The 13,036-nt window shown below is 62.5% G+C and carries 12 protein-coding genes; 10 read left to right on the forward strand and 2 right to left on the reverse strand.

What is annotated here, in order from left to right; translation table 11 throughout:
* Positions 1-177: 177 nt before the first annotated feature.
* The 4 genes from ACFOOL_RS14235 to hflX all read left to right on the forward strand — a co-directional run bounded on the left by ACFOOL_RS14235 (position 178) and on the right by hflX (position 5,709).
* Positions 178-2,508 (forward strand): sensor histidine kinase, encoded by a 2,331-nt coding sequence (locus ACFOOL_RS14235; RefSeq protein WP_380097892.1) that lies wholly within the window; start codon positions 178-180, stop codon positions 2,506-2,508.
* The gene (gene ntrX / locus ACFOOL_RS14240) at positions 2,509-3,891 is read left to right on the forward strand and encodes a nitrogen assimilation response regulator NtrX (RefSeq protein ID WP_380097893.1); all 1,383 of its coding nucleotides are present in this window, start codon (positions 2,509-2,511) and stop codon (positions 3,889-3,891) included.
* Between the two features lie 186 nt (positions 3,892-4,077).
* On the forward strand, positions 4,078-4,332 hold the full coding sequence (hfq, locus tag ACFOOL_RS14245; protein WP_380097894.1) for an RNA chaperone Hfq: 255 nt from the start codon (positions 4,078-4,080) through the stop codon (positions 4,330-4,332).
* Positions 4,333-4,395: 63 nt separating this feature from the next.
* Positions 4,396-5,709, forward strand: coding sequence for a GTPase HflX (gene hflX / locus ACFOOL_RS14250; protein WP_380098022.1), 1,314 nt, complete (start codon positions 4,396-4,398; stop codon positions 5,707-5,709).
* Positions 5,710-5,757: 48 nt separating this feature from the next.
* Here hflX and mazG read toward each other — a convergent pair whose 3' ends face one another.
* On the reverse strand, positions 5,758-6,567 hold the full coding sequence (mazG, locus tag ACFOOL_RS14255; protein WP_380097896.1) for a nucleoside triphosphate pyrophosphohydrolase: 810 nt from the start codon (positions 6,565-6,567) through the stop codon (positions 5,758-5,760).
* 175 nt (positions 6,568-6,742) lie between these two features.
* Here mazG and ACFOOL_RS14260 point away from each other — a divergent pair, with 175 nt between their 5' ends.
* The 6 genes from ACFOOL_RS14260 to ACFOOL_RS14285 all read left to right on the forward strand — a co-directional run bounded on the left by ACFOOL_RS14260 (position 6,743) and on the right by ACFOOL_RS14285 (position 12,022).
* On the forward strand, positions 6,743-6,934 hold the full coding sequence (locus ACFOOL_RS14260) for a hypothetical protein (protein ID WP_380097897.1): 192 nt from the start codon (positions 6,743-6,745) through the stop codon (positions 6,932-6,934).
* A 1-nt stretch (position 6,935) separates the two neighbouring features.
* Positions 6,936-7,658: a hypothetical protein gene (locus ACFOOL_RS14265; RefSeq protein ID WP_380097898.1), complete on the forward strand. Its 723-nt coding sequence runs from the start codon at positions 6,936-6,938 to the stop codon at positions 7,656-7,658.
* Between the two features lie 179 nt (positions 7,659-7,837).
* Positions 7,838-9,481, forward strand: a complete 1,644-nt coding sequence (locus ACFOOL_RS14270) for a hypothetical protein (protein ID WP_380097899.1) — start codon at positions 7,838-7,840, stop codon at positions 9,479-9,481.
* Positions 9,482-9,483: 2 nt separating this feature from the next.
* Entirely contained in the window at positions 9,484-10,038 is a 555-nt protein-coding gene (locus ACFOOL_RS14275; protein ID WP_380097901.1) for a hypothetical protein, read from the forward strand.
* A 49-nt stretch (positions 10,039-10,087) separates the two neighbouring features.
* Complete coding sequence (locus ACFOOL_RS14280) at positions 10,088-10,585, forward strand: M15 family metallopeptidase (protein WP_380097903.1); 498 nt, start codon at positions 10,088-10,090, stop codon at positions 10,583-10,585.
* 66 nt (positions 10,586-10,651) lie between these two features.
* The gene (locus ACFOOL_RS14285) at positions 10,652-12,022 is read left to right on the forward strand and encodes a rolling circle replication-associated protein (protein WP_380097904.1); all 1,371 of its coding nucleotides are present in this window, start codon (positions 10,652-10,654) and stop codon (positions 12,020-12,022) included.
* Between the two features lie 559 nt (positions 12,023-12,581).
* Here ACFOOL_RS14285 and ACFOOL_RS14290 read toward each other — a convergent pair.
* Positions 12,582-12,800 carry a hypothetical protein gene (locus ACFOOL_RS14290; protein ID WP_380097905.1) on the reverse strand — a complete coding sequence of 73 codons (219 nt, stop codon included), beginning with the start codon at positions 12,798-12,800 and terminating at the stop codon, positions 12,582-12,584.
* Positions 12,801-13,036: the final 236 nt, after the last annotated feature.

The following is a 13,036-nucleotide window of genomic DNA, read 5'->3' on the forward strand; positions in this document are numbered from 1 at the left end:
CCGCATTGCATGACCCCAATCGCCACCGGTGTCACATTTCAGCAACAATTGTCTTGAAGGGTCGCCCGAATTGGGTCAGGCTTCCCCTTCCTGCTGTGACGGCGCGGCGAATGCCGCCAGTGGATGGAGTGCGGTCGCGCCGGCGATCCCGGCGAAGCAAAAGGTTTTGGGCGGTTCATGACCGAAGCGGTCTCGGCCATCGATACGGAATTTGAAGACCGCCCGGCCGAGCCGCCGGCGCGGCGTTCGTTCCTCCATCTGCAGCAGAACCAGTCGCTGCGCGTGCTCGGCTTCGGGGTGGTGTTCGCCTCGGTGCTGATGTCGTCGCTGTCGTTCCTGATCCTGTCGGGCACCACCAATATCGAGCCGTCGCCGGCCGTTTGGACCATTATCTGGATTGTGACGGGCGTATTGGTGCTGCTTGTGATCGCGCTAGTGGTCACCGAGGCGATGCTGCTGATCCAGGCGCGCATGCGGCGGGTGCCGGGAGCGGGCCTGCAGGTGCGCATGGTGGCAATGTTCGCCTTCGTTGCCGCGGTGCCGGCGGCGCTGGTGGCCGTAGTGGCGACCATCGCGCTCAACCAGGGTCTCGACCAATGGTTTTCGGAGCGGACGCGCGCCATGGTGGAGAGCTCCCGCCTCGTCGCGCGCTCCTATATGCTCGAGCACGCGCAGGTCTTGCGCGACGACATCATCTGGGTGGCGACCGAGCTGGAACAGGCCCACGCCACCTATGAGAGCGATCCCACCCGTTTCGAGCGCATCCTCACTGCTTTGGCGGTGACCCGGTCGCTGCCCTTCACCTCGCTGATCGACGAGGATGGCAACACCCTCATGCGGGCCCAGATCAATGTGGCCGGGACCTTTCCCAAATTGCCGGTCGGCATCACCCAGGGCGTGATCGAAGGCATTCCCACGCCGATCGCCCCGGGCTCGACCCAGTTCGTCGGATCGGTGGTCAAGCTGCGCGGCTACGATGCCACCTATCTGTTCGTGGCCCGCCCCGTCGATGCCGAAGTGCTCGAATATATGCGCCTGACCGACCAGAACATTACGGAATATCGCGAATACGCTTCGAGCCGCCTGGTCTTCCAGATCACCTTCACCATCATGTATGTCGGCTTGGCGGTGGTGCTGCTCCTGGCCGCGCTGTGGGTCGGCATTGCGCTGGCCAACCGCTTCGTCGATCCGATCCGGAACCTGATGATCGCCTCGCGCCGGGTCAGTTCGGGCGATCTCGACGTGCGGGTGCCGGTGCAGGAGGGGACCGGCGATCTGCGCGACCTGTCCCACGGCTTCAACCGGATGACCCGCCAGCTCAAGACCCAGCGCGAGGCTCTGCTCAAGGCCAATGAGGTCAACGAGAAGCGCCGGCAATTCACCGAAGCCGTGGTGGAAGGCGTTTCGGCCGGCATCATTGGCCTCGACCCCTTCGGCGCCATCACGCTGGTCAATCAGCGCGCCTGCGAAATGCTGGGCCGGACCGAGATCGAGCTGATGGGTGAGCGGATGGAAGACATCATGCCCGAAATCGCTCCTACCATGGACAAGGCGCGCTCGGCCCGGCGGGGGCAGGTGCGCGGGCAGATCCAGCTCGGCAACGAAACCGACCGCCGCATCTATCAGGTGCAACTCACCCGGGAGGGCACCATCGCCGAATCCAAGGGCTATGTGCTGACCTTCGACGATATCACGGATCTGGAATCCGCCCAGCGCACCAGCGCCTGGGCGGACGTGGCGCGCCGCGTCGCCCACGAGATCAAGAACCCGCTGACGCCGATCCAGCTTTCCGCCGAGCGCCTGCGCCGGCGCTATGGCAACAAGCTGGAGGACGATCGCGAGATTTTCGACAAGTGCATCAACACTATTGTGCGGCAGGTGGGCGATATCGGCCGCATGGTGGACGAGTTCTCGGCCTTTGCAAGGATGCCCGAATCGGTGCCGGAACTGGCCGACCTCAGCGACACCGTCCGCCAAGCCGTATTCCTCGAAAGCGTAAGGCTGCCCGAGGTCGATATCGTCACCGTGCTGCCCGACGAGGCGATTTATGCCTGGTTCGACAGCCGGTTGGTTTCCCAGACACTGACCAACCTTATCAAGAACGCAGTCGAGGCATTTGAAGGCCTTTCCCGGTCGGGAGATTGGCAGCCGATCATCACCGTCGAAGCGCATGTCGAGGGCAATCACGCCCGGGTTTCGGTGTCGGACAACGGCAAGGGCTGGCCCGGGGAAAACCGCCAGCGCCTGCTCGAGCCCTATATGACCACGCGGGAGAAGGGCACGGGGCTGGGACTGGCCATCGTCGCCCGGATCATCGAGCAGCACGGCGGCATCGTCGAGCTCATCGATGCCGACCCCGATCCGCAGGGCCGGGTAGGGGCCTGCGTGACGTTCACAATTCCTTTGCATTCACCTGCAAGGACCACCAGCGAGGATGGGGCCGCGGCGGCGGACGATCCCTCATCCCAGAAGGAGGCGCCGCAATTATCTGCGGTTGTTCAAAAATAGATGGCACTCGACATTCTGATTATCGACGACGAGGACGATATCCGCGACCTGATCGCGGGCATTCTCGAGGATGAAGGCTATGAGGCTAGGCAGGCCCATGACGCCGATAGCGGCCTCAACGAAATTGCTCGCCGGCGGCCGAGCCTGGTGTTCCTCGATATCTGGATGCAGGGTTCGCGTCTCGACGGGCTGCAACTGCTCGACGTGTTTCAGAGCCAGCATCCCGACATGCCCGTCGTGATGATCTCGGGGCACGGCAACGTGGAAACGGCGGTCTCCGCGATCCGTCGCGGCGCCTACGACTATATCGAAAAGCCGTTCAAGATCGACCGGCTGCTGCACATCACCCAGCGCGCCATGGAGGCGACGCGCCTGCGCAACGAGGTGGCGGAGCTCAAGGAGCGCTCGGCGGGCAAGAGCGCCGAAATGGCCGGCATTTCTCCGGCGCTGCAACAGGTGCGCGCCATCATCGAGAAATCTGCGCCGACCAATTCGCGTATTTTCATTTCCGGGCCATCCGGTGCGGGCAAGGGCCTGATCGCCCGCCAGATCCATCAGCGCAGCCCCCGTCTCGACGCGCCTTTTGTGGAGATCAACGCATCGCTCTATGCGCCCGAGGAAGTCCCGGTGGTGCTGTTCGGGCGCGAGGCGCGGGAAAAGAACGGTCTGCTCAAGGTGGAGGTCGGCGCCCTCGAGCGGGCCCATGGCGGCACGCTCTACCTTTCGGAAGTGACGACGCTGCCTCAGCAGGTGCAAACGACCCTGTTGCGCACCCTGGTGGAAAACCGGTTCCAGCGTGTCGGCGGCACCCAGGCCGTTCCCATCGATGTCCGCATCATCTCCTCCAGCTCGCAGAATGTCGCGGCGCGGATCGAGGCGGGTGAGTTCCGCTCCGACCTCTTCCACCGCCTGTCCATCGTGCCGCTTCCCCTGACGCCGCTGCGCGAGCGCCGCGAGGACGTGCCGCCTTTGGTGTCGGTCTTCATCGAGCAGGTGTGCCGCATGCACAATCTGCAGCGCCTGACCATCGGCGACGACGCCATGGCGGTGCTGCAGGCGCAGGACTGGCCCGGCAATGCCCGGCAATTGCGCAATTCCATCGAGCGCCTTCTCATTCTGATGAAGGACCAGCAGCCCGAGGACGGCATCATCACCGCCGCCATGCTGCCCTCCGATATCGGCGAGGTTCTGCCCACGGTCGGGGACACGGATTCTTCCGCGCATCTGATGAGCCTGCCGCTGCGGGATGCGCGGGAGGTGTTCGAGCGCCAATATCTTCTGGCTCAGATCGAACGGTTCGGCGGCAATATCTCCAAGACCGCGGAGTTCGTCGGCATGGAGCGCAGCGCGCTGCACCGCAAGATCAAGTCCCTTGGCCTCTGAAGGGAGTGGGGAGGCGGCGTCGTCATGGACAGGCTTGCGGCGGGTAGGCAGGTCACCGCTTCTGTGCCATAGTGACCATATACGATAATTCGGGCCTCAGGGACTGGGCGGCAGTTTCTGTAAGGCCCGAGCGCAATTTATTGTGACGACAACAGCGACAATCAATGCCGCGGCAAAGAGGCCTGAATGCCCAGCGAGAAGCAGCAAAACCTGCAGGATTCCTTTCTCAATCACGTTCGTAAGCAAAAAGTCCCGGTCACCATTTTCCTGGTCAATGGCGTGAAGCTGCAGGGGGTGATCACCTGGTTCGACAATTTCTGCCTGTTGCTGCGCCGTGACGCGCAGTCGCAACTGGTCTATAAGCACGCCATATCCACCATCATGCCCGGGGCGCCGATCCAGTTGTTCGATCCCGAGCAGCAGAACAGCGACCGCGACTGACAGGCTTATATGGACGATTTTGAGGACGGGGAACGCACCCGGGGCGGCGGCCCGAAGCCGTATATCGATCGGCAGGAAAAGCCGACGCGGGCGGCGCTCGTCTGCCCCGAGATTCGCGGCAAGTCCTCCCATCACAACATAGAGGCGCGGCAGGCCGAATTCGAAGGCCTGGCGGGCGCGATCCGGCTCGACATCGTCCTTTCGGAAATCGTCAGGGTGCGCGAAATCCGTCCGGCCACCTATCTGGGCGCCGGCCACGTGCAGGCGCTGGCCGAACGCATCGCTGCCGAGCATATCGATCTGCTGCTCGTGGACGCGGCGCTCTCGCCCATCCAGCAGCGCAATCTCGAGCGGGAAACCGGTGCCAAGGTCCTCGATCGCACGGCGTTGATCCTCGAGATTTTCGGGGAGCGGGCCGCCACGCGCGAAGGCGTGCTGCAGGTTGAGCTGGCGCATCTGAACTACCAGAAAAGCCGGCTGGTCCGGTCCTGGACCCACCTTGAGCGCCAGCGCGGCAGCGGCGGCATGGGGTTCATGGGCGGCCCGGGCGAAACGCAGATCGAAAGCGACCGCCGGCAGATCGCCGAGCGCATCGACCTGCTCGAGGACCGGCTGGAAAAGGTGAAGAGGACGCGCGCCCAGCAGCGCAGCCTGCGCCTGCGGGCGATGATCCCCGTGGTCGCGCTGGTCGGCTACACCAATGCCGGAAAGTCAAGCCTGTTCAATGCTTTGAGCGGCGCCACCGTCTTCGCCGAGGACCTGCTTTTCGCCACGCTCGATACCACAGTGCGCAAGATCGGTCTGCCGCATGGCCGCGAGGTGATGCTCAGCGATACCGTCGGTTTCGTCGCCGACCTTCCGCACGATCTGGTGGCGGCGTTTCGCGCGACGCTCGAGGAAGTGATCGATGCGGATATCGTCCTGCACGTCCGCGACATTGCCAGCCCCGATCACCCGGCCCAGGCCAGGGACGTGCTTGCGGTACTGGAGGAACTGGGCGTTTCGCCGGAAACCACGCCGATCGTCGAGGTGTGGAATAAGATCGACCTGCTGGACGAGCCGGACCGCGCGTTGACCGGCGCGGTGCCGGCGGGCAGGGTGGTCGCCACCGTGCCGGTTTCCGCCCATACGGGGCAGGGGCTGGACGAGTTGAAACTGGTGATCGAGCGCGTCTTGGGTGAGCAAAGCCGCACCTATCACGTCCACGTGCCGCACAGCGCCGGCAGCGATATCGGCTGGCTCCACAATCATTCCGAAGTGATTTCCCGCAGCGAGCCGACCGAGAGCGGATCGGACTACGTGGTGCGGGTCGATCCGCGCCACCGCGCGGAATTTCTGGAGCGTTTCAACGGTCGCATCGCCGTTTCGGACCTCTGAAAGGCAGCTACCTCCAAGGGCGCCGATTCCGCCTGACGATGAAAGGCTCTAACCCTTGTCCAGGGCCCGTATCTCGTTCCAGTAGCTGTCCAGCCGCTCCAGCCCGGCCGCTGCCGGTTCCACGTCGTCCTCGCGGCAGCGGGCTTCGACATAGTGGAAGCGGCGCATGAACTTGCTGTTGGCGTCCCGCAGCGCCGCCTCCGGGTCGATGCCGGCCTTGCGCGCCATATTGGCGACCGCGAACAGCAGGTCGCCCAACTCTTCGTGCAGGGCCGCCTGGTCGCTGGCGTCGTGCGCGTCTGAAACCTCGTTGAGTTCCTCCTCCACCTTGGAACGGACGGCCTGCAGGTCCGGCCAGTCGAAGCCGATCTTGGCGGCGCGCCTGGTCAGTTTTTCGGCGCGGGCCAGGGCGGGGAGGACCTGCGGCACATCGTCGAGCAGCGACGGCGCCGTGTCGCCCTTGCGCTCTGCCTTGGCGGCGCGCTCGCGGGCCTTGATCGCCTCCCAGCGATTCTGGGCATCGTCAGCGCCATCGGCTACCACGTCGCCGAACACATGCGGATGGCGGCGGATGAGTTTTTCAGTGATGGCATAGACCACGTCGCCAATGTCGAAACGGCCTTCCTCCTTGGCCATTTGCGCGTGATAGATCGGTTGCAGCAGCAGGTCGCCCAGCTCGTCGCGCAGATCGGCGAAATCCTCGCGCTCGATGGCGTCAGCCACCTCATAGGCTTCCTCGATCGTGTAGTGGCGGATGGAGCGAAAATCCTGCTCCAGATCCCATGGGCAACCGCCATCGGGATTGCGGAGCGCCGCCATGATTTCGATCAGGCGGGAAATGTCGCGGGAAGGCTGCATAGCTCGGATCCTGGGAATCGTCAGGGCGACATCATAGCAAGGCAAGGATGGGACACCGAAGCCCGATCGGCCCTCGACGCCCGCATATCTGTATTTCGCATAATATATAGAGGCGCGCCAAAAACCCCCGCCCCGTTCTGATCCTTCCGTAGGTCGAAACCTACGGAGGGCTTTCATGCTCAACACGATCAAAACGCATATCCTGCTGCCTCTCATGGGCAGGGTAGGGACCGCCACGGCGGCGCTGCTCGTCGGCTATGGCGTGCAGGGCGATCTGGCGTATCAGGTCGGCGCTTACGTCATCGCCGGTTCGGCGCTTGTGTATGACCTGATTGCCGATTGGTACGTCAATCGGCGGGTGCGCTGACATGGATTGGTATGACCGGGTTACCGGCACTACCGAATATCAGCGCCAGTCGTGGCGCGACAATTACAACGACGGCCGCGCTGCCGGTGATTGGACCGGCAGCGTCAACGCTCGCCTTGACCGTGAGCGGGAGGCCTTTCAGGGCGCAACGTGGTCCGGCTCCAGTAGTCAGCCCTCGGCGCTCGAGCTTGCGCGCTCGATGGGTTCCGGCTCGGGAACGTCCGGAGCCAGCACTGGTTCAGGCGGCGGCGGCTCCGGCCCCGGCTCGCCCCGCGTGACCACGGGTCGCGGCGGCGGTGGCCGGGGTTCCGGCTCCAATCTCGTTCTGTCCACTCCCGGCCCGTTGGAAATCGGCGTCAAGGACGAGGGCACCGGGCTGCTGGTCGGTGGGGATTGGTGGCAATCCAATCCTTGGTGGTCGGACGCCTCGGAATGGGAGGAGCGTTACGGCGAGCCCGGCGACTGGATCGGCGGTGTTGTGGTCGCGTCAGCTGATCTGATGTTCAACGCCGGGCGCTTTGCTGATTGGGGATTCGGAACGGATATCGTTTCGAATGCCCGAAAGGATGATCCGCGCGCCCGGGAAATTATGGACAGTTGGGCCACTGGCCCGGGCGCTTGGAACGCGATTTCGGATGCGTTCGTGCGTCAGGACGGGCGGATTTCGCAGCAACTGCACCGCGCATTGGGCACGGGGTACGTGGTCCCAATGGGCGGCTTTTAGCCAAGCGTGGCGCTGGTGATCGCATGGACGATGGAAACCGCGGCCCATGGGATCAGCGGCCACAGGAACCAAACCAGAATACGGAGGCCGGGTTTCGGCATGAGACGCATCCCCTGTCGTAAGTGCGCACGGCGTCGAGCCGCTATTGCGCGAATTTGGAAGAAACTTAGGAGAAAGCATTGAAGAACGTCAATCGTCTACAGACGCGGCCTGTCAAGTTCCCGCGTTCCAAGCGCAATCATGCGATTGCGAAAATCACTTCGGTGAAGCCGGGTGTTTGTGCCCCGATCGCGGCTATTCCGATGTTCCGCGAGGACGCCATTGTCGGGCGGCGCTCGAGTGACGGGAAATGGAATAGTTCGCGCATTTCCTTCGCTATCGAGATGGCGGAAACCAAGGACCTGATTATCAACAAGGTCCGGGCGCGGGTGACGGCCTATTGCGTCCCATGGCTCGCTTTCGAGCGCTTTGCCGGAAGCCGGGACGAATTCGACCGCTCCTATGCGGGCGAAGAGGGCCTTGCTGGGCAGGTGATCCCGTTTGTCGAAACTCACACTATGGGCGCTTATGGCGCTAGCGAGTTCTACAAGACGCTGGGCCTGCATGCGGAGCCGGGCACCGATGTTAACTCGATGTATCTGGAAGCGTATAACGCGGTCTGGAATTACCGGGCGAAGAACCGCTCGGAGCAGATCACGCCGCGCAGCCGGCTGACCGAAACGCTTGCGCCGGCCTTCTGGCCCGCTGGACGCTTTGAGCATCTGGTTCCGGATTTCGATGCGGCGGTGATGGATGGTCAGGTTGCGCTCAATGTTGTTGAGGGCAGGCTGCCGGTTTCGGGCCTTGGTTTGGGCACTGTCGGCGGTATTGCCAGCCGCGATGTTTACGAGACTGGCAAAGAGGACATGGTTCAGTACGCTCGTGGTACTCAGGAGCGGTTATTCGTGGAAATGGACGGCGACACTTCGCGTCCGGCCATTTTCGCGGAAATGGCGGCAAACGGCGTGACCATCTCGCTGGCCAATATCGAGATGGCCAAGCAAGTGCAGGCGTTTGCCAAGCTTCGTGCCAAGTACGAAGGGCACGATGATGACTACATCATCGATACGTTCCTGATGAATGGCCTTTCTCTGCCAGATCAGGCGCTAAAACAGCCCTTCCTGATCGCGGATCGGACGTTCACGTTCCGGCAGGCGAAGCGTTATGCCACTGACCACGGCAATCTGGACGAGGCGGCGGTGTCCGGTATCGCCACCGGCGATATCACGCTGCGCGTTCCCAAGCTGGATGTGGGCGGCATCGTCATCGTCCAGGTCGAAATCCTGCCCGATCAGCTTTTCGAGCGCCAACAGGACCCGTTCCTGCATTCGACGGCTGTAGATCAGTGGCCGCAGGCGCTGCGCGATTTCGCGGACCCGGAAAAGGTCGATGTGGTCGTCAACGGCGAGATCGATACTGACCATTCCGATCCTGATGGCCTGTTCGCCTATGGCCCGCTCAACTGGAAGTGGAACGCCTTCGGTCCCGGGATCGGCGGCAAGTTCCTCAAGCCAGAAGTTGGCGGTGGCACGAATGTGCTGCGTCAGCGCTTTTGGGCGCATGAGGAAGTGGACCCGGCCTTGGCGGAAAGCTTCTATCTCTGTCAGGAACTGACCACTTCCATCTTCCTCGACGAAACCAGTGATCCGTTCGAGTTGATGGTGCAGGGCAATGTCGTTCTCGACGGCCTGACGCAATTCGGCGGCATGCTGATCGAGGCCACCGACAACTATGACAAAGTCATGGGCCAGATGGACCATACCCGTGTGAAGGATGAGGCATAACCATGGTTATCAAGCTTAAAGACCCCCGGCGCTGGTTCCAGCTTCCGGTGGGTGACGTCATCAGCCTTGAAGGGCAGGGGCGCAGGCCGGTGCGGCTGGAAGTCAACGCGGTCACGGATGCCAGTTTCCAACTGGTCTACCCCGACGACAAGGTGATTTTCCTTGCCGCGTTTAGGGGCATGGAGACGATCGAATTCGTCGCTGACGGCCCGGTGGAAGTGTGGGTTACCTCCGAATCGGAGGTGTACTTCTACACCGATGAGGGCCGCAATCTGGCCTTCGTCAATGACGGCAAGGTGGTGTTCGCCAAGCCGCATCAGCGCCGCTCCGAAAGCGAGCAAATCATCTACATGCAGAGCCTCATGCTCGAAAATGAGCGCAGGCGTAATGCGAAGCTGCAGGCCGCCGTGGCCGAGGCCGAGGCAAGGGAGGCCGACAGTGCGGACAGTGGCGGAGATGATCAGGGAGAGCTTCCTGCGGGTGAGGGCCAAGAGGACCCACCTCCCGCCCCTGACCCCGAGCCAGAAGGCGTGGCTGAGGAACAGCCCGCCTCCTGAACCGGCCTCGATTACCCTCCCGGGCAAGTTCCGGGAGGCGCTCGAGGGTATGAGGGATCGCGAGTTTCTCGCGTCCCTCCGGCATCAGGAACAGCAGTTCAGGGCCGGGCGCGAGGGCGCGCATCCGTTCATCGTGGCGTTCGAAGGCCGGTTCATCCGGCGCATGCGGGCGCTCGGAGTGCCGATGTTCGCCCACGAGGTCTGGCGAATGCCGGAGCGTCAGGACGAATTATATCGGGCAGGGCGCTCCAAGGCGAAAGCCGGGCAAAGCCCGCATAATTTCGGCTGCGCGGTCGATCTGGTGCACGGAACCCAAGGCTGGAACCTGAACGATCAGCAATGGTCGTTGATCGGCCATGTGGGCAAAGAGGTCGCGCTGTCGCTCGGCGTCAAGCTCGTATGGGGCGGGGATTGGAAATTCTATGATCCCGCCCATTGGGAGCTAGCGGACTGGCGCGTTATTCGTGGCGTGTTCCAGTCCAATCCGGACGTTAGGACGGTGCCGGAAGCATTGGCGCTGCTCGCCAAAGAGCGCTCACAGGTGTGAGCAAGATGCGCGCGCGGGGTTGTATATATAACCCCGCGCGCGCCCGCCCCCGTTTCTTGGGGAACTATGCAGTTAGTGACAGGCGACGAATTTACGATGTGCAAAGCTCCCAATACGCTCTCTGACGGTACGGTCGTCGCCTGTCGCAACTGCGAGCTATGCCGATACAATCGGGTCAAAGACTGGGCAGGGCGCAACATAGCTCAAGCCAAGGTCAGCGCGGCGTCCTTCGCCTGCACACTGACCTACGGCCCCGAACTGGACGAGGACCGCATGCCCATTGCTGGCCGCTCCGATCATATCCGGGCGGCGGTGCTGACCTACTCGGACGTGCAAAAGTTCATCAAGTATTTGCGCTGGCTCGGCTATGCCGTGGATTATTTCGTCACCGGAGAATTGGGCGGCCTCAAGAGCCGCACCCATTGGCATGTCATCCTGCATTTCCGGGACCGTGTGCCGACGCACGAATTGGGCATCAATTTCAGCGATCGGCACCGGAACGAATACGGCAAGCTCTATGACCACGAAGTCTGTGCGGCTTGGCCGCACGGCTTCATGTTCTGGAAGAAAGCGGTGTTCGAGGACATTTTTTACAACTGCAAATACATCCTCAAGGACGAGGATGATGAGGCGGCGCAGCGCAAGCCGCAAATGTCCAAAAAGCCGCCGCTCGGCGCGGAATATTTCATCCGGTGGGCTGACCTGCATGTGGATCAGCACCTAGCGCCCCAAACGCTGGATTACCGCTTTCCGGAGGTCAAGAAGAAGGACGGTTCGCCGCTTCTGTTTCGGCTGAAAGGCCGCACGGCGGAAATCTTCTTGGATCGCTTCATCGCCCGTTGGCCGGAGGTCCACGGCGATAGGCCGCGCCCAAAAAGCGAATTGGTCGATCTTTATGAGGAATACGGAAAGATCGTCACAGACGAAGCGCGGATGCTCATTCGGCAGGAATTTCCGGGCGGCGAAAGTCGCGACCGCATTCCAACGGGTCAGGAAATCAAGGCCATGGCTGACGAGAGCCGGGACGAGCTCGAGCAGTGGAAGCGCGACATGCGCATTATCGAAATGGATCACTGGCGTTACCAGTGGGTGAAAGAGGGTGAAAATGGCGAAGAAGAAAGACAACGACAAGCGCTCGTCGAGTTCGACGAGTTCTGCGAGCGGGCGGACCACGCCGACGCGTTCGAGCAATACGTCCAGTACAAGAGCAAGCTCGGTTGGACGTTCATCGTCGGCAAGGGCTGGTGTCGCTCGAGCGACCAGCCCGATATCGGTGGCCACAAATCGTTTCGGCAGTGGGTTCTCGAATTCAGGGCCCGCAATGTCGCTGGTGTCGGAGCAGAACAGCGACAGCGACCACTCGGGAAAGTCGGGCGCTGGAATGCGCATTACGGCGAAAAAGGCGGACCCGGTACGGGTGGCGACGCGGCGGAATAGTCAGCTAAGTTTATCGGTCACAGGGCAGTTGGAGCGCAGAGGAATTGCCACCTCGCCCGTGCGGGACGCGCGGACCGGAGAGGGTAAAACTGTGCGGGGGAAATCCCCCCCGAAAAACAATCGGGTGGATGCCAAGCGGCGGCGGGCGGAGCCTGCCAAGAGCGACCCGGGGCCTTCGAAGAAGTCGGACGCCAAGGCCGCGCACCGGGATAAAAAGGAGCCGCCGCGCTGCAAGGCGCGTCCCGAGGACAACCGGCCCAAGGGCGGTGGCGGCTCCGGTAAAAGCTTCGTGCCGTGGAAGGGCACTAAGTACGGGTGTTGAACCGCGCAACGGCGCGGCAATGGCAGCATGTGCAGGGCGCGGCCTTTGTGGGCCGCGCCTTTGTTTGTGGACGTGGCTTTGCCATGTCGTACTGCCACCATGCTGCCCATTCTTGTGCGGCCATCTCGGAGGCGAAGCCGGCGACCGCGCCTTGCCTCCGGGCCTCGATGGACCCGGTTATGATCCGGGGTGGCTCGCCCAAGGCGGCTACCACGTACCACTTGCGAGGCCGGGCCATTAGTTCAGGCCTTCGAATTTATTCGTTGCGGAGTTGCGCAGCGAAACCGGCGATAGGGCCGGGTTCTCCCGCAAGCGCCGGAGCATGGTTAATGCGTCGGCGGCTTGGTCGCGATGTACCCAACCGGTCACTTGAACGTAGCCTGCCGCTTCCATGCGGCGGCGGAAGTCAGCTTGGCGATTGCGACTCCCGTTATTAGTGACGGATTTGGAATTCATGGTGTGCCTCCCACTTGGAACAGGGTTGAGGCCGAAAGGGCCTCAACCGCTGCCAAGCGGCGAGCGTCAGCGTTGGCGGGGAAATCGCGGTCAAGTTGCGAGTGGTGCGGACGCAACGAAGACCTAGCCGTTAGGCCAGGTCGTAGTGAGTCACGGTCGCTGCTTGACGGCGATTGGGGTGCAACCCCTTAAGGGGACCGGGTCGGTAGACCCGCTTGACGGCTCCACCCAAATCA

It is taken from the genome of Devosia honganensis, from assembly GCF_042648785.1.
GTDB lineage: Bacteria > Pseudomonadota > Alphaproteobacteria > Rhizobiales > Devosiaceae > Devosia > Devosia honganensis.

What these genes read in the sequence shown, in the direction of transcription:
- ACFOOL_RS14265 (WP_380097898.1), top strand. Translation starts at nt 6,936, where the DNA reads ATGGATTGGTATGACCGGGTTACCGGCACTACCGAATATCAGCGCCAG.
- mazG (WP_380097896.1), bottom strand. Translation starts at nt 6,567, where the DNA reads ATGCAGCCTTCCCGCGACATTTCCCGCCTGATCGAAATCATGGCGGCG.
- ACFOOL_RS14290 (WP_380097905.1), bottom strand. Translation starts at nt 12,800, where the DNA reads ATGAATTCCAAATCCGTCACTAATAACGGGAGTCGCAATCGCCAAGCT.
- ACFOOL_RS14275 (WP_380097901.1), top strand. Translation starts at nt 9,484, where the DNA reads ATGGTTATCAAGCTTAAAGACCCCCGGCGCTGGTTCCAGCTTCCGGTG.
- ACFOOL_RS14280 (WP_380097903.1), top strand. Translation starts at nt 10,088, where the DNA reads ATGAGGGATCGCGAGTTTCTCGCGTCCCTCCGGCATCAGGAACAGCAG.
- ntrX (WP_380097893.1), top strand. Translation starts at nt 2,509, where the DNA reads ATGGCACTCGACATTCTGATTATCGACGACGAGGACGATATCCGCGAC.
- ACFOOL_RS14235 (WP_380097892.1), top strand. Translation starts at nt 178, where the DNA reads ATGACCGAAGCGGTCTCGGCCATCGATACGGAATTTGAAGACCGCCCG.
- ACFOOL_RS14285 (WP_380097904.1), top strand. Translation starts at nt 10,652, where the DNA reads ATGCAGTTAGTGACAGGCGACGAATTTACGATGTGCAAAGCTCCCAAT.
- hfq (WP_380097894.1), top strand. Translation starts at nt 4,078, where the DNA reads ATGCCCAGCGAGAAGCAGCAAAACCTGCAGGATTCCTTTCTCAATCAC.
- ACFOOL_RS14260 (WP_380097897.1), top strand. Translation starts at nt 6,743, where the DNA reads ATGCTCAACACGATCAAAACGCATATCCTGCTGCCTCTCATGGGCAGG.